The organism is Rhodobacter sp. NSM (assembly GCF_052244495.1).
Lineage (GTDB): Bacteria > Pseudomonadota > Alphaproteobacteria > Rhodobacterales > Rhodobacteraceae > Cereibacter_A.
The window spans coordinates 58,644-74,667 of record NZ_JBQPXH010000011.1; the positions used below are offsets into that span (position 1 = coordinate 58,644).

At 64.8% G+C, this 16,024-nt stretch carries 11 protein-coding genes; 6 read left to right on the top strand and 5 right to left on the bottom strand.

Features of this window, described 5'->3' with window-relative positions:
- Window positions 1–3 precede the first annotated feature (3 nt).
- Window positions 4–3,495 (top strand): DNA polymerase III subunit alpha, encoded by a 3,492-nt coding sequence (gene dnaE / locus ACTVZP_RS17530; RefSeq protein WP_443213454.1) that lies wholly within the window; start codon window positions 4–6, stop codon window positions 3,493–3,495.
- On the opposite strand, the gene ACTVZP_RS17535 is transcribed toward dnaE, so the two are convergent.
- Together ACTVZP_RS17535 and ACTVZP_RS17540 are read right to left on the bottom strand one after the other, a co-directional pair.
- On the bottom strand, window positions 3,492–4,544 hold the full coding sequence (locus ACTVZP_RS17535; protein ID WP_443213455.1) for an AbrB family transcriptional regulator: 1,053 nt from the start codon (window positions 4,542–4,544) through the stop codon (window positions 3,492–3,494). The two genes, dnaE and ACTVZP_RS17535, sit on opposite strands and share 4 nt — an antisense overlap.
- 43 nt (window positions 4,545–4,587) lie before the next feature.
- The gene (locus tag ACTVZP_RS17540; RefSeq protein ID WP_443213456.1) at window positions 4,588–4,788 is read right to left on the bottom strand and encodes a SlyX family protein; all 201 of its coding nucleotides are present in this window, start codon (window positions 4,786–4,788) and stop codon (window positions 4,588–4,590) included.
- A gap of 88 nt (window positions 4,789–4,876) precedes the next feature.
- On the opposite strand from ACTVZP_RS17540, the gene hisS reads away from it, so the two are divergent.
- The 3 genes from hisS to hisG are packed head-to-tail and all read left to right on the top strand — an operon-like array spanning window position 4,877 to window position 8,165.
- Entirely contained in the window at window positions 4,877–6,361 is a 1,485-nt protein-coding gene (gene hisS / locus ACTVZP_RS17545) for a histidine--tRNA ligase (RefSeq protein WP_443213457.1), read from the top strand.
- Window positions 6,358–7,455, top strand: coding sequence for an ATP phosphoribosyltransferase regulatory subunit (locus ACTVZP_RS17550; protein WP_443213458.1), 1,098 nt, complete (start codon window positions 6,358–6,360; stop codon window positions 7,453–7,455). Before hisS ends, ACTVZP_RS17550 begins: the two co-directional genes overlap by 4 nt.
- Entirely contained in the window at window positions 7,452–8,165 is a 714-nt protein-coding gene (gene hisG, locus ACTVZP_RS17555; protein ID WP_443213459.1) for an ATP phosphoribosyltransferase, read from the top strand. Before ACTVZP_RS17550 ends, hisG begins: the two co-directional genes overlap by 4 nt.
- On the opposite strand, the gene ACTVZP_RS17560 is transcribed toward hisG, so the two are convergent.
- Window positions 8,158–8,589, bottom strand: a complete 432-nt coding sequence (locus ACTVZP_RS17560) for a DUF1489 family protein (RefSeq protein WP_443213460.1) — start codon at window positions 8,587–8,589, stop codon at window positions 8,158–8,160. The two genes, hisG and ACTVZP_RS17560, sit on opposite strands and share 8 nt — an antisense overlap.
- Window positions 8,590–8,761: 172 nt before the next feature.
- Here ACTVZP_RS17560 and ACTVZP_RS17565 point away from each other — a divergent pair, with 172 nt between their 5' ends.
- Both ACTVZP_RS17565 and ACTVZP_RS17570 read left to right on the top strand, forming a co-directional pair.
- Complete coding sequence (locus ACTVZP_RS17565) at window positions 8,762–11,029, top strand: adenosylcobalamin-dependent ribonucleoside-diphosphate reductase (RefSeq protein WP_443213461.1); 2,268 nt, start codon at window positions 8,762–8,764, stop codon at window positions 11,027–11,029.
- A gap of 131 nt (window positions 11,030–11,160) precedes the next feature.
- Entirely contained in the window at window positions 11,161–12,093 is a 933-nt protein-coding gene (locus ACTVZP_RS17570) for a pPIWI-associating nuclease domain-containing protein (RefSeq protein WP_443213462.1), read from the top strand.
- A gap of 3 nt (window positions 12,094–12,096) precedes the next feature.
- Here the strand turns inward: ACTVZP_RS17570 and ACTVZP_RS17575 are convergent, their stop codons facing one another.
- Both ACTVZP_RS17575 and ACTVZP_RS17580 read right to left on the bottom strand, forming a co-directional pair.
- Complete coding sequence (locus ACTVZP_RS17575; RefSeq protein ID WP_443213463.1) at window positions 12,097–13,005, bottom strand: DUF4238 domain-containing protein; 909 nt, start codon at window positions 13,003–13,005, stop codon at window positions 12,097–12,099.
- Window positions 13,006–13,018: 13 nt separating this feature from the next.
- Window positions 13,019–16,012: a type I restriction endonuclease subunit R gene (locus tag ACTVZP_RS17580; protein WP_443213464.1), complete on the bottom strand. Its 2,994-nt coding sequence runs from the start codon at window positions 16,010–16,012 to the stop codon at window positions 13,019–13,021.
- Between the last annotated feature and the right edge of the window lie 12 nt (window positions 16,013–16,024).

A 16,024-nucleotide genomic window follows, 5' to 3' on the forward strand; every position in this document is an offset into this window, starting at 1 on the left:
GGCATGTCGAACGCCCCCCGATTCATCCATCTCCGTGTGCACACCGAATATTCGCTGCTCGAAGGCGCGGTGCCGGTAAAGAAGCTGATCGGCCTCTGCACGGCCGCCGCGATGCCGGCCGTGGCGGTGACCGACACGAACGCCATGTTCGCCGCGCTGGAGTTTTCGGTGCTGGCGAGCGGTGCCGGGATCCAGCCCATCGTCGGCTGTCAGGTGTCGGTCGCCTTCGAGCCGGCGGCACTCGGCGAGCGGCCGAAGCCGCCCGCGCCGGTCGTGCTGCTCGCCCAGAACGAGGCGGGCTACGGCAACCTGATGAAGCTCTCCTCCTGCCTCTATCTCGGCAAGGAGGGGGCTCTGCCGCAGGTCACGCTGGAGGATCTGGAGCGCCATGCGGAGGGGCTGATCTGTCTCACTGGCGGGCCCGACGGGCCGGTGGGGCGGCTTCTGCAGGAAGGTCAGCGGTCCAAGGCCCAGGCACTCCTGCACCGGATGGCCGCCATCTATCCCGGGCGGCTCTACGTCGAACTGCAGCGCCATCCGGGAGAGGGCGGGCGGCTGACCGAGGCCGAGCGCGCGACCGAGCCGGGGCATGTGGACCTCGCCTATGCGCTCGAGCTGCCGCTCGTGGCGACGAACGACGTCTACTTCCCGAAGTCCGAGATGTACGAGGCGCATGACGCGCTGATCTGCATCGCCGAAGGCGCCTATGTGGACCAGGCCGCGCCGCGCCGCCGCCTGACGCCGCAGCATTACTTCAAGTCCGAGGCCGAGATGGCAGCACTCTTCGCCGACCTGCCCGAGGCGGTGGAGAACACGGTCGAGATCGCGCGCCGCTGCGCCTTCAAGGCCGCCAAGCGCCCGCCGATCCTGCCGCGCTTCGCCGATGACGAGGTGGAGGAGCTGCGGCGGCAGGCCAAGGAGGGGCTGGCCGCCCGCCTCGCCGTGATCCCGCATGCGGCGCCCGTCGAGAAATACGAGGCGCGTCTTGCCTTCGAGCTCGGCATCATCGAGCAGATGGGCTTTCCGGGCTATTTCCTGATCGTGGCCGACTTCATCAAGTGGGGGAAGGCCAACGGCATCCCCGTGGGTCCGGGACGGGGGTCGGGCGCAGGCTCGCTCGTGGCCTATGCGTTGACGATTACCGATCTCGATCCATTGCGTTACCAGCTTCTCTTCGAGCGGTTTCTGAACCCAGAGCGGGTCTCGATGCCGGACTTCGATATCGACTTCTGCATGGACCGGCGCGAGGAGGTGATCCGCTACGTCCAGGAGAAATACGGCCGCGACAAGGTTGGGCAGATCATCACCTTCGGCGCGCTCCTCTCGAAGGCTGCCGTCCGCGACGTGGGGCGCGTGCTGCAGATGCCCTACGGGCAGGTGGACCGGCTGTCGAAGATGATCCCGGTCGAGGGGGTGAAGCCCGTCTCGATCCAGAAGGCGCTGGCCGACGAGCCGCGGCTGCGCGAGGCCGCCAAGACCGAGGAAGTGGTGAAGCGCCTTCTCGACTACGGCATGCAGATCGAGGGGCTTCTGCGCAACGCCTCGACCCATGCCGCGGGCGTGGTGATCGGGGACCGGCCGCTCGACGAGCTGGTGCCGCTCTATCAGGATCCCCGATCCGACATGCCGGCCACCCAGTTCAACATGAAATGGGTGGAAGCCGCGGGGCTGGTGAAGTTCGACTTCCTCGGCCTCAAGACGCTGACGGTGATCCAGAACGCGATCGACCTCATCCGCGGCACGGGGCGGGCCCTGCACATGGCTGCGGACGGGCGGGTGCTCTACGATCCGCCGCCGGGGGCCGAGAACGACATCGGGCATATCCCGCTCGAGGACAAGGCCACCTACGAGCTCTATGCGCAGGCCAAGACCGTGGCGGTGTTCCAGGTCGAAAGCTCGGGCATGATGGATGCGCTGCGGCGCATGAAGCCGACCTGCATCGAGGATATCGTGGCGCTGGTGGCGCTCTACCGGCCCGGCCCGATGGAGAACATCCCGGTCTATTGCGAGGTGAAGCACGGGCTGCGCGATCTCGAGAGCCTGCATCCGACCATCGACCCGATCCTGAAGGAGACGCAGGGCATCATCGTCTATCAGGAACAGGTGATGCAGATCGCGCAGGTCATGGCGGGCTATACGCTGGGCGGCGCGGACCTTCTGCGCCGCGCCATGGGCAAGAAGATCGCCGAGGAGATGGCCAAGGAGCGCCCGAAGTTCATCGAGGGCGCGAAGAAGACCCACGGCATCGACACGAAGAAAGCGGGCGAAGTCTTCGACCTGCTGGAGAAATTCGCGAACTACGGCTTCAACAAGTCCCACGCCGCCGCCTATGCGGTGGTCAGCTATCAGACCGCCTGGCTGAAGGCGAACCATCCGGTTGAGTTCATGGCCGCGGTGATGAACTGCGATATCCACCTGACCGACAAGCTCGCCGTCTACAAGCGCGAGGTGGACAAGCTCGGCATCCGCACGGTGGCGCCCTGCGTGAATGCCTCGCTTGCCACCTTCACGGTGCGCGACGGCGCGGTGGTCTATGCGCTCGGCGCGCTGAAGAACGTGGGCGTCGAGGCGATGCGTCTGATTGTCGAGGCCCGCGGCGACCGTCCTTTCGCCACGCTCTTCGATCTCGCCCGCAGGGTCGAACTGAAACGGATCGGCAAGCGCCCGCTCGAGATGCTGGCGCGCGCCGGGGCCTTCGACGCCCTCGACCGCAATCGCGCCCGGGTGTTCGAGGCGCTGGATGCGCTGGTTGCCTATTCCGCCGCCATTCACGACGCGCGGAATTCGAGCCAGGTCTCGCTCTTCGGCGAGGCGGGGGCCGACATCCCCGAGCCGCGCCTTCCCAACCGCGACGACTGGCTGCCGGTCGAGCGGCTGGCGCAGGAGCATCAGGCCATCGGCTTCTATCTCTCGGGCCATCCGCTCGACGATTACATGGGGGCGCTGAAGCGGCGCAACGTCACCACCCTCGCGGCGCTGACCGATCTGGCGCAGCGGGGGCCGATGGTGGCCAAGCTCGCGGGCGCCGTCTCGTCGCGGCAGGAGAAGAAGTCGGCCAAGGGCAACCGCTTCGCCTTCGTGCAGCTCTCCGACCCGACCGGGCTCTACGAATGCACCGTCTTTTCGGACGTGCTCGAACAGGCGCGCGACCTGCTGGAGCCGGGCGGCCATGTCGTTCTGACCGTCGAGGCGACGCTCGAGGGCGAAAGCCTGAAGCTGCTGGCGCGGAGCGTGGCGCCAATCGACGCAGTGGCTGCGGACGCGGGGGCCACCAGCCTGCGCGTCCACCTCGACCGCGCGGAGGCCGCGACCTCGGTCGCGGCGCTTCTTGCGCGAGCGCAGGGCCGTGCGCGGGCGCCGGTGAGGATCTGCGTGCGCGATGCCTCGGGCGGTCAGGAGATCGACATCGACCTCGGGCAGGAGTTCGCAGTCTCGCCCCAGATCCGCAGTGCCCTCCGCGCCGTGCCGGGTGTGGAGATGGTCGAGGAGATCTAGCCGAGGCGGTGCCAGACCAGCCGCGCGACAGTGACGCTGAGAACGATGCGCGCAACATGATGGGCCGTCACGTAGATGATGCTCATCTGAAGCGAGAGCGCGATCAGGCTCATCTCCGCAAGTCCGCCGGGGGCGAAGGCGAGGAACACGGCGCCGACCGGCTGGTCCGAGAGGGCGGCGACCGGAAAGGCGAAGGCGAAGGCCAGCAGCAGCGCGGCGCAGACGTTCAGCGCCGCAAGCCGGGCCGCAAGCGGCAACGCGCCGCGAGGCATCCCGGCGAAGCGGGCGCCGAGAACGCTGCCGATGCCGATCTGGGTGGCGCCCACCAGCCAGTCCGGGGGCACGCCATGCGTCAGACCCGACAGATGCGCGAGAGCCGAAAGCGCAAGAGGTCCGGTCATCACATAGGCCGGCAGGCGCAGCATCCGCCCGAGCCAGAGTCCCGCCAAACCGGCAGCGGTCAGAACCGCCATGTCGATCAGACCGAGCGGCGCACCCGCGACACCGGCGCCGGCGGCACTGCCCACGGCATGGCCCGTCAGGAACGTGAAGAATGTCGGCACGAGCACGATGGTCAGGATCAACCGCAGGAACTGGAGGAGCACCAGCATCTGCGGATCGGCTCCGGCCTCTTCCCCCAGCGTCACGGATTCGATCAGGCCGCCGGGAGTCGCGCCGAACCAGGCCGTGGCCTTCGACAGCCCTCCGATGCGGCGGAAGATCCGGTAGCCGATGACGTGGGCGAGCGGGATGAAGAGGCAGAGTGCGAGCAGGCTCGGCCACCAGCGCGGCGCCTCGGCAACGACGGAGGGCGTGAAGGCGCCGCCGATTGCGAGGCCGATGACCGGGATGAAGACCATCCTGAGCGTCTGCGGCACCGCGACGGCACGACCGAAGAGCCTCAGGCGGAAGGCCGCGGCCCCTCCCACGACGCAGAGCGATCCCATGAGCAGCGGCAGAGGCAGGCCGATGACGCGCGCAGCAAGCCCGCCGGCAGTGCCGAGGGCCAGGGTGAGGGCCAGGCCCATCGGATCGAACGGCAGACGCATCCGCGGCAAATCAGCACGCGGACGCGGCGAAGGCAAGCGGTGCTCAATAGTGCGGTGGCCGCTGGTCGGCGAGAACCGCCACGCCCTCGGCTTCGCGATCGGCCTCGCGTTCGAGCAGCATCTCGACCCGCCGGCGGAGCTGGGCGATCTCGGCCGACTGCCGCGCCACGACCTCGGAGAGGTCCTCGACGTTGCGTTCGAGATGCGCGATCTGCACTTCCGCGGCTTCGATCCTGTCTTCCATGCGCTTTCTCCTCGTGCTGCGCCCGGCGCTTGTCCGCGCGCCGCCCTTCCGATACACCGCGCCCGACCAACAGCGAAGGGTGCGACCCATGGCCAAGGACAAGGCTCCCCGCCGCCCGCGCGCGGAAACGCCGAAGGGCTTCCGCGACTATTTCGGTGCGGATGTCACCGAGCGCAAGGCGATGCTCGATGCGGTGGCCGAGGTCTATCATCGCTACGGCTTCGATCCGCTCGAAACCTCGGCGGTCGAGACGGTCGAGGCCCTGGGCAAGTTCCTGCCCGACGTGGACCGGCCGAACGAGGGCGTCTTCGGCTGGCAGGACGAGGACGGTGACTGGCTGGCGCTGCGCTATGACCTGACGGCGCCACTGGCGCGGGTGGCCGCGCAGTTCCGCAACGACCTGCCGAACCCCTACCGCCGCTACGCCATGGGCCCCGTCTGGCGCAACGAGAAGCCGGGGCCGGGCCGGTTCCGCCAGTTCTACCAGTGCGACGCCGATACGGTGGGGGCCGCGAGTGTTGCGGCCGATGCCGAGATCTGCGCCATGCTGTCGGATGCGCTCGAGGTCGTGGGCATACCGCGCGGCGACTACATCGTGCGGGTGAACAACCGCAAGGTCCTGAACGGGGTGATGGAGGTCGCGGGCGTGCTCGACCCTTCCGACCCCGCCAGGTTCGAGGCCGAGCGCGGGATCGTGCTGCGCGCCATCGACAAGATCGACCGGCTGGGAGAAACGGGCGTGCGGGCGCTGCTGGGGCAGGGGCGCCGCGACGAGAGCGGCGACTTCACCAAGGGCGCGGGCCTGTCGGACGAGCAGGCCGAGGTGGTGATGGGCTTCATGGCCGCCAGGCGCGCGACCGGAGCCGAGACCGCGGCGCGCCTGCGCGAACTGGTGGGAAGCTCGGCCCTCGGCCGCGAGGGCGTGCAGGAACTCGAGCTGATCGCGGAGCTGCTCGACGCGCAGGGCTATGGCGCGGATCGGATCGTCGTCGATCCCTCGGTCGTCCGGGGCCTCGGCTATTACACCGGCCCGGTGTTCGAGGCCGAGCTCACCTTCGAGATCCTCGACGAGAAGGGCCGCAAGCGGCAGTTCGGCTCGGTCGCGGGCGGCGGGCGCTATGACGACCTCGTCAAGCGCTTCACCGGCCAGTCGGTGCCGGCCACCGGCGTCTCGATCGGGGTGGACCGGCTTCTTGCCGCGCTGCGGGCCAAGGGCCGCGCGGGGCAGGAGGCCGCGGGGCCCGTGGTCGTGACCGTCATGGACCGCGACCGGATGGGCGACTACATGGCGATGGTGGGCGAGCTGCGCCGTGCCGGTCTCCGGGCCGAACTCTACCTTGGCAACCCGAAGAACTTCGGCAACCAGTTGAAATACGCCGATGCGCGGAAGTCTCCGGTGGCGGTCATCCAGGGCTCGGACGAGGCCGCCCGCGGGGTTGTGGTGCTGAAGGATCTCGTGCTCGGCGCGAAGATCGCCGAGGGCGCAAGCCTCGAGCAGTGGAAGAGCCGCCCGGCGCAGGTCGAGGTGCCGCGGGCGGATCTGGTCCGGGCGGTGAAGGACATGCTCTCGTGACCAAGGCCGCGGTCCGTGCCGAGGCCGAGGCGCTCTTCGCGGCATTCCAGGCGGCGGGGGCGCTGCCGGTCGAGGCCGACATCCTGCTGCCCGCGGGCACGCTGCTCGACCTCTACGGCGAGGACATCCGTGGGCGGGCCTATGTCACTTCGGACCCGCTTCGGGGCGAGATGATGCTGCGCCCCGACTTCACCGTGCCGGTGGTGCAGGCGCACATGGCCGAGGGCGCCGAGCCCGCGCGCTACACCTACATGGGCGAGGTCTTCCGACGGCAGGAACATGCGGGGCCGCGGGCCTCGGAATATCTGCAGGTGGGTTTCGAGGTATTCGACCGTTGCCGGCCCGAGTCCGCGGATGCAGAGGTCTTCGCCCTGATTGCGGAATTGCTCGCGCCGCTCGGTCTGCGGGCGGCAACCGGGGATATCGGCATCCTGATGGCGGCCGTTCGCGGTCTCTCGACGACGGAAAAGCGGAAGGTGGCACTTCTGCGCCATGTCTGGCGCCCGAAGCGGTTCAGGGCGCTTCTCGACCGGTTCGCCGGCCGGACGCCTGTGCCCGAGGCGCGGCTGCGGCTGCTCGACCGGCTGGCGGGGACGGATGCGGCGGCCCTGATGGAGGCTGCAGGTCCGGCCATCGGGTTGCGCGAGCCGGCCGAGATCGAGGCGCGTGCCGCGGCTCTGGTCGAGGATGCGCAGGCCGATCCGATCGCGAGCGAAGAGGCCTCGGTGCTCGACGACCTCCTGATGCTCGAGGATACGGCCTCGGCCGCTCTCGCGCGGCTCGAGGGGCTGGCGTCGCGGATGCCGAAGCTCGGCCCTTCTGTCGCGCGCTTCGGTCGCCGGCTCGAGGCGCTCGCCGACCGCGGCATCGACGTGGAGCGCCTGCCCTTCGACGCAAGCCACGGCCAGAGTTCGCTGGAATATTATGACGGCTTCGTCTTCAGCTTCCACGCCGCGGATCCGGCGCTGCCGCCGGTTTCGACCGGCGGGCGTTACGATGCGCTGACCGCGGTGCTGGGGCAGGGGCGGGCGATCCCCGCCGTGGGCGGCGTGATCCGCCCCGGACTGGTCGCGATGCTGAAGGGGCTCGCATGACGCTGAAGATCGGAGTGCCCTCGAAGGGCCGGCTGATGGAGAAGACCTTCGACTGGTTCGGCACGCGCGGCGTGACCATGCGCCAGACCGGCGCCGAGCGCGAATATGCCGGCGCCGTGGACGGGGTCGAGGGGGTCGAGCTCGTGCTGCTCTCGGCGGGCGAGATCCCGAGGGAGCTCGCCGCCGGGCGCATCCACCTGGGCGTGACGGGCTCGGATCTGGTGCGCGAGAAGCTCGCCGACTGGAAGACGCAGGTTGCCGAGATGGCGCAGCTCGGCTTCGGCCATGCCGATCTGATCATCGCCGTGCCGTCTTTCTGGATCGACGTGGATACGCTTGACGATCTCGACGCGGCGGCCGCGGCCTTCCGTGCGGCCCACGGCTTCCGCCTCCGGATCGCGACGAAATACCATCGGCTCGTGCGCGAGTTCCTGACCGCGAACGGCGTGGCGGACTACCAGCTGGTGGACAGTCAGGGCGCCACGGAAGGAACCGTGAAAAACGGCACCGCCGAGGCCATCGCCGACATCACCTCATCGGGCGAGACGCTGCGCGCGAACCATCTGAAAATTCTTTCCGATGCTCTCGTGCACAGTTCACAGGCGGTTCTCTTCGCGTCGCGCAAGGCTGATTGGACCGAAGCCGCAGGAGCGCTCCGAGCCCTCGGCGCAAGGCTCGGTCTGCCCGCGCCGGAGCCGCTGCTCACCTGAGGCCAATGTCGGCGAGCGCTTGCGCCAGTTCGGGCGGAAGCGGCTCCTCGCAGGCGCGTTCCTTCGGCAGGTCCGCGGGTGCCTCGTTCGCCGGCAGGTAGCGCCAGCCCTGGAACGGCCGCCGCGGCGCGGGAACCGTGCGGATCACCTCGGGATCGAGGACGAGGGCACAGCGTGCGATGCCATCCTCACCGGTGACGGAGTCAAGCGCGCGGATCCTCTGGCGGGCCAGCACAAGCCCCTTGAACACCCAGTAGAGCGAGCCGCCGGCCAGAACCTCGGCCTCGCGCTTCGGCCACATCCTCGTGACGTGGCGCGGGATGCCGTCCGGCCAGCGATGCTTCTGGCTCTCCTGCCAGCGGATGAGATCTTCCACCGCCTCCGCGCCGACGCAGAGTTTCAGGATGTTCACGTGACCGGACAAGGGATTCTCCGCCGAGGATGGCCTCCATATAGTCCAGCCCCCGGGCCGCTCCAACCCGGATCAGCGGCCGGAGATCGAGGGGGCAGACGGGGCACTTACGGTTTGACCCGTCCGGCGGACGGGCATATCTTGGGCAACCTGCCCCTGCCAACCACTAGCCCAAGGAAATCCCATGTCGCGCTTCCACGCCCCCATTGCCGAGCAGATCTGGGACATGAAATACCGTCTGAAGGACGCGGCAGGCCATCCGGTCGACGGAACGGTCGAGGATACCTGGCGCCGGATCGCCCGTTCGCTGGCCGAGGTCGAGGCCGAGCCGCAGGCGTGGGAGGACCGCTTCTTTCACGCCCTCGAGGACTTCCGCTTCCTGCCCGCGGGCCGGATCACCGCCGGAGCCGGAACCGGGCGCAGCGTGACGCTCTTCAACTGCTTCGTCATGGGCACGGTGCCGGACAGCATGGCGGGCATTTTCGACGCTCTGAAGGAAGCGGCGCTGACCATGCAGCAGGGCGGGGGGATCGGCTACGACTTCTCGACCATCCGCCCGCGCGGCGCCGAGGTGAAGGGCGTGGCTGCCGATGCCTCGGGGCCGCTGTCCTTCATGGACGTCTGGGATGCGATGTGCCGCACCATCATGTCGGCGGGGTCGCGCCGTGGCGCGATGATGGCGACGATGCGCTGCGATCATCCAGACATCGAGAGCTTCATCGAGGCGAAGAAGGATCCGGCCCGGCTGAGGATGTTCAACCTCTCGGTGCTGGTGACGGATGCCTTCATGGAGGCGGTGAAGGCCGACGGCCCGTGGGAGCTGACATTCGGAGGCAAGGTCTACCGGACGCTGCAGGCGCGCGACCTGTGGAACCGCATCATGCGCTCGACCTTCGATTTCGCCGAGCCTGGCGTCATCTTCATCGACCGTATCAACCAGATGAACAACCTCGCCTATTGCGAGACGATCGCCGCGACGAACCCCTGCGGCGAGCAACCCCTGCCACCCTACGGCGCTTGTCTGCTGGGCTCGATCAACCTTGCGAAGCTGGTTGCGAAGCCTTTTTCCGATGATGCGGACTTGAATCTCGGGGAGCTGGACGAGCTGGTGCGGGTCGCGGTCCGTATGATGGACAACGTGGTCGACGCCTCGCGCTTCCCGTTGCCCGAGCAGGCGAACGAAGCCCAGATGAAGCGCCGCATCGGGCTCGGGGTGACGGGGCTCGCGGATGCGCTGCTGATGGTCGGCCTCCGCTACGGATCCGAGGAAGCGGCTGCCCGCACCGAAGCCTGGATGAAGGCAATTGCCCGCTCGGCCTATCTGGCTTCGTCCGAACTTGCGCAGGAAAAAGGGGCCTTCCCGCTCTTTGACGCGGAGAAGTATCTCGCCTCGGGCTCGCTCACCCACATGGACGAAGACGTGCGCGAGGCCATCCGCGCCAACGGGATCCGGAACGCGCTCCTGACCTCCATCGCACCCACGGGCACGATCAGCCTCTATGCGGGCAACGTTTCCTCCGGGATCGAGCCGGTCTTCGCCTATGCCTACAAGCGCAAGGTGCTGCAGAAGGACGGCAGCCGGACCGAGGAAGAAGTTGTCGATCACGCCGTGCGGCTGTGGCGCGAGAAGATGGGCGACGCCCCTCTGCCCGACCATTTCGTCGATGCCCAGTCGCTTGCGCCCCTCGATCATGTGCGGATGCAGGCGGCGGCGCAGAAATGGATCGACAGCTCGATCTCCAAGACGATCAACTGCCCCGAGGACATCAGCTTCGACGACTTCGCCGGCGTCTACCTCGCGGCTTGGGACCAGGGGTGCAAGGGTTGCACGACCTATCGGCCCAACGAGGTCACGGGCTCGGTCCTCTCCGTCTCCGAGGCGGCGCAGGCAGCACCTGCAGAGGCGCCCGAGTCGAAGGCCGGCGAGGTCGTGTATCTGACGGATCCGCTCGACCGGCCTGCCGCACTGGAGGGCGCAACCTACAAGGTGAAGTGGCCGGGGTCCGAGCATGCGCTCTACATCACCGTGAACGACATCGTCATTGCCGGACACCGTCGTCCCTTCGAAGTCTTCATCAACTCGAAGAACATGGAGCATTTCGCCTGGACGGTCGCGCTTACGCGCATGATCTCGGCGGTCTTCCGGCGCGGAGGCGACATCTCCTTCGTGGTCGAGGAGTTGAAGGCCGTCTTCGACCCGCGCGGCGGCGCCTGGATGGAGGGGCGCTACATTCCATCGATCCTTGCAGCGATCGGCGGGGTGATCGAGCGCCACCTGATCGCGATCGGATTCATCGAGGGCGAGGGAATGGGTTTGAAGATGGATCCAAAGGCCGACGTTCAGGTGCTCGGCGTGAAGGCGAAGGCCTGCTCATCCTGCGGCAGCTACGACCTGCGCATGGTGGAAGGTTGCATGACCTGCGCCAACTGCGGGTTCTCGAAATGCGGGTGATGGATGTGCGGCGGTAGTCTCGCGGTTCAGATAAATTGTCCATTCTTGTTTGTTGAGACCTGAAAGGCCCCCGGCCGACATCGGCCGGTGGTGAAGTGCGAGATCCTTTGCCATGGCTTGAGGAGTACGATGTGGCACGGCGCATGACCCCCTCTCAATTCCGTTCTGCCCTTAGGCAACGGGAACAAAAGATCAATCAGGCAATCAACAAGCTTAACCAAGCGAACAAAAAGGCCATTTCAGCGTACAATGCGATCGTGCGTGCGCATAACGCTGAGGTCAAACGCCGCCGGCAAGCCTATCTGACTGCGGTTGCCCAATATAATCATGCAGTGGCCCTTCATAACTCGAAGGCCCAAGTTCGTCAGCCAGAGACGCAGAAGTTGATCGTTTCGATGAGAGCTCCCACAAGGACGAACTACGTCTCGACCCGAACCACCTCTATCGAAGTTTTGCAGCGGTTTGAGCAGGTTGCCGTTGAGACGCCTCGAACGGAAGAGCATAAAGACTTGATCTCGATGGCTGCTGTCGAGAGAGACAATGCAGCATTGCTGGCCCGGATCCTCTTTCCTGATGAAGAAGGGGCAGCTCCGCCTCACCTTGATGACGAGAATGAGCCTCCTACAGGAATTTTGTCGTATCTTTCGGACCTCTCCGAGGATCTTCTGCTACGGTGGAAAGGTGCGATGTTCGCTCTGAACCCCGCAAACCCTGATGCGGCTCGACATTTTTGCACCAGCGCCAGGGAGATCTTTACTGAAATACTCGAGCGATGGGCTGATGATCGTGAGGTGATCGAAGCCAATCCACAGTGCCAGAAGACGCCACAGGGAACGAAACCCACGCGTCGCGCCAAGATCCAATATTTGCTTGAAAAAAAAGGTGCTGACACGGCCGAGATGATCGGCTTCGTTGATGCTGACATCGAGAATGTCGTGCAACTCTTCGCGGAGTTTAATCAAGGGACGCACGGCCCCGCTCGCAAGTTTGCATTTGAGCAGCTACAAGCAATTCGGCGCAGGGTAGAAGGCGGCATAATGTTCCTTGCCACCATTGCGGCTTAATGATCAGGTTGCGCCTGTGGTCAGTAAGAGTTTTCGGTCGCGCTCAAATTCTTCTTCCGACAAGACCATTTCATGAAGGACTGCATGCATGTCTCGCGATGAGAACATGTGGTCTATCGCGTTCCTCCAAATCATTACATTCCAAGAAGCGGGATCATCACCAACCAGTTGATAATAAACTCCATCTGGTTCGTTGTGTCGGTTGTCCATGACCAGTAACCGCCGCGGACTAATTGGGAATATCACCATAGTCTCTGGATCACAAACGCCGCGAAATTTAAGAGATGGATGGACTATTGTTACCGGATTGTCCGACGTAACAAACGCGTCTCTATTTGATGCGACAACTACCATCCGCATTTTCAGCAGCGTTGGCGCCAAGTCACCAGCTGACGAAACGTAGTTATTCCAAGCAAACTTCATCTCTTCTTCAGTAGAAGAGACAAATTTTTCGTAATCTGCTTTGTCAACTGGGTGGCTTTTTCCCTTAAAGATAAAAGCAGAAGGCGGGCTGTCAGATCGAAGAAGTGTATCAGCAATAGTCCGGTGAGTATCCTTCCAACCTTCAAATTGGACTGGATTTCGGGCAAAAGTCGTCGCTACCATCAGCGAGAGCATTTTACGCAAGCTGGGATACTCCAGATCGAGATAGCCTGAGCACAATTCGCTCCAAACTTTACTCCCGAACCAGTTTTCAACACTTCCAAGTTTCTTTTCGAGGAAGTCATCGCGTTTCCCATCTTTCAGCGGTGAATACAGGTAATGCTTGACCGCCACCTTCCTTATCGGTTTCAACTCGGGGTCACCGATCGTTTTGCTAAAGCGCCAGATCTTCTCGCGGCGCTCATCAGCAGCGAAAGCTCGCAAGTATGACTGTGGCACCCAGTGGCATCGTTTTGTAATTTGGCTCATGGTTCACCCTTAATCACGCTATACGTCTTGCGCCGCGCACCGCTCGCCCGAACATCAGCCCCATGATCATCTCCCGTCCTTCTCGGTCTTGCAGGAAGGCGCTCTGCATCTGGCGATCGCGTTGGAACGCCAGAATGGCCCGACGCATGAACTCCTCGCCGAACCTGGGCCGCACGACCTCGGGCGGGTTGTTCCTCAGCATTTCGGCCCAAGCCTCGTCGTCGATAATGGCCTCGTTCACTGCCTCGAAGCGGATGTAATCGTCTTCGGTGAAGTTCGTGGCGTGACGGTCGTTGAACGCTTTGATGATCTCCGACAGCGTGCGCCGCTCTTCTTCAGTGAACGGGTTCGCGCCGAACCGGTCGATCGGAGACAGCGGCTTCGCCTCTGTCGCTTCAAGGGACGCATCGACCACGTCGCCTTCTTTAAGTCGGAAGGCCTGCAGCTCCAGCATGTCGTCGGTGACGTCGCCGCCTTGGGGCGCCTCGCGGGATGGCAGCAAGCGCTTCAGCCAGCTTCCGAAGAGGTACATCTTTTCGAGATCGCTGTCCTCGAGGGCGACGACTTGCGAGATGAAGGCATAGAACCGCAGGAACGACGCCAGCAACTGCCGGAACTCCTCCTGCTGCTCCTCGGTCAGGACTGTCCGGAATCGCTCCACCGTCTCCCGGACGATGCCTTCCAGCACCGGCCGCTCATCGGCCCGCTGCTGCGCCTGAAGGAAGCGCGACACGAACCGGTCGATCTCGCCTTGGTCGAGGATGTGCATCTCCTGCATCCTGGCCAGCAGCGCGTAGACCTGATGCGGATCGGAGACCTCTTCCATCGCGGTCGTATTGAAATAGGGCCGGAACGCCTCCTTGATGTCCTCCACCTCGTTGCGGAAATCTAGGACGTAGGTCCTTTCCTTCCCTGGGAAGGTCCGGTTCAGACGCGACAGGGTCTGGACCGCCTGAATGCCGCTCAGGTGGCGGTCGACATACATCGCCACCAGCTTTGGCTGATCGAAGCCGGTCTGGTATTTTTCCGCGACGACCACGACATTGTAGTCATCGCTGTCGAAGCGGCCCGGCAATTCCGTCTCACCGAAGCCGTTGATGCCGGGCTCGGTCAGGTTCGCGCCGTCCACCACGATTTCACCCGAGAAGGCAACCAGCGCCTTGAGATCGTCGTAGCCTTCTTGGCGGATGTAGCGGGTGATGGCGCGATGGGTCCGCACGGCATGCTCGCGGCTGGCCGTGACCACCATCGCCTTCGCCTGACCATTCAGTTCGGGCAGGGCATGACGGCGGAAGTGCTCGACAATGACCTCGGCCTTCTGTTCCATCGCCGTCTCATGGAAATCGACGTAGCGCGCGACCTTGCGGTTGGACTTCCGAGGCGACAGTTGGGGATCGTCCTCGATGGCACGTTCCAAAGCGAAATAGGTTTTGTAGGTCTGGTAGTTGCGCAGGACGTCGAGGATGAAGCCCTCTTCGATCGCCTGGCGCATCGAATAGAGGTGGAAGGGACGCGGCAGGCCATCCGAACCCCGCACTCCGAACCGCTCCAGTGTCACGTTTTTCGGCGTGGCAGTGAAGGCCAGGTAGGACAGGTTGGCTTGCGGGCCCCGCATCCGTTGCAGTTCGAGCAGCGCGCGCTCGTTGTCGTCCAGATCTTCGTCGGCCAGCACGGACTCGGCCAGAACCCGGCCGAGGTTGTCGGCGTGCTTGCCCGACTGGGAGCTATGCGCCTCGTCGATGATGATGGCGAACCGCTTGCCGGCCTCGTTCTTCAGGACGTTCACATGGTCGGTCGAGAACTTGTGGATGGTCGTGGCGATGATCCGCGCCCCGCTCTGAATGGCGGTGCGCAACTGGGCCGAAGTCTCGTCAATCGGCCGGAAATACCCGGGCGTTGTGACGAAGGACCGGATGGTGCCCTGCAGCTGTTGATCCAGCACCTTGCGGTCCACGACCACGATCACGCTGTCGAACACCGGCCGCTCATTGTCATCGTGCAGCAGGGCGAGCTGATAGGCCGTCCAGGCGATGGTGTTCGACTTGCCCGAGCCGGCCGAGTGCTGCAGCAGGTAGTTGTGTCCGGCGCCCAGCCGGCGGGCGTGTTTCACGATCCGGCGCACGGCATCGAGCTGGTGATACCGCGGCCAGACGGTGGTCCGTTTCAGCCGTCCACCCGGTTGTTCAACCTCCGACACCAGGGCGAACCGGTTCAGGATGTCGAGCAGCACGTCACGGGACAGCGCCGCTTCGGCTCCATCTATGTCGCGATAGAGAAAGGCAATGCGGAACTCATCCGACACGTCCGGATTGCCGGCGCCACCGTCACGGCCGCGGTTGAACGGCAGGAACCGGGTGCGACCGTTCTCCAGCTGCGTCGTCATCGACACGTTATCCTGGTCCACCGCCAGGTGCAGCAGCGCGCCACGCTTGAAGGTCAGGAGCGGCTCTCCATTCGGTGCCCGGTCCTTGCGATACTGCTTCTCGGCCGTCAGGTAGGTCGAGCCCGTGGCGGTGTTCTTCAGCTCCATTGTGATGATGGGCAGGCCGTTGATGAACAGCACCACGTCGATGGCGTTCTCGTTCCGCGTCGAATAGCGGACCTGCCGCATCACGGTCAGTCGGTTGCCCTCATAGGCGCGGACGAGATCGGCGTTAAGGCCCGAGGCAGGGCGAAACCCGCAGAGGCTGATCTTGATACCCGGGATGATCTTGATCCCGTTGCGCAGCACCTCGAGCGTGCCGACCGCCTGAAGCTGCTTTACCAGCTGCTGAACCAGGGTTTCGCGTGCCTTACCGACATACTGGTCCGACAGGCGCTTCCAGGCGTCCGGCTGGGTTGTCCGGACGTAGTCCTCGACCATCTCAGGATCGAGAGCTGACGATCGATCATAGGCGGACGGAGGACGCTCCTGCCAGCCCTGCCGCGTGACCAGCTGGTGAACGAGATGGAGTTCCACCGCTTCTTCGGTGTGCAGCTTGTCGCGGGACAAGGACGGGCTGGTCATGATGATATCCGA

Coding starts and splice junctions, on each gene's coding strand:
- hisS (WP_443213457.1), top strand. CDS start 4,877: ATGGCCAAGGACAAGGCTCCCCGCCGCCCGCGCGCGGAAACGCCGAAG.
- dnaE (WP_443213454.1), top strand. CDS start 4: ATGTCGAACGCCCCCCGATTCATCCATCTCCGTGTGCACACCGAATAT.
- hisG (WP_443213459.1), top strand. CDS start 7,452: ATGACGCTGAAGATCGGAGTGCCCTCGAAGGGCCGGCTGATGGAGAAG.
- ACTVZP_RS17535 (WP_443213455.1), bottom strand. CDS start 4,544: ATGCGTCTGCCGTTCGATCCGATGGGCCTGGCCCTCACCCTGGCCCTC.
- ACTVZP_RS17565 (WP_443213461.1), top strand. CDS start 8,762: ATGTCGCGCTTCCACGCCCCCATTGCCGAGCAGATCTGGGACATGAAA.
- ACTVZP_RS17575 (WP_443213463.1), bottom strand. CDS start 13,005: ATGAGCCAAATTACAAAACGATGCCACTGGGTGCCACAGTCATACTTG.
- ACTVZP_RS17580 (WP_443213464.1), bottom strand. CDS start 16,012: ATGACCAGCCCGTCCTTGTCCCGCGACAAGCTGCACACCGAAGAAGCG.
- ACTVZP_RS17540 (WP_443213456.1), bottom strand. CDS start 4,788: ATGGAAGACAGGATCGAAGCCGCGGAAGTGCAGATCGCGCATCTCGAA.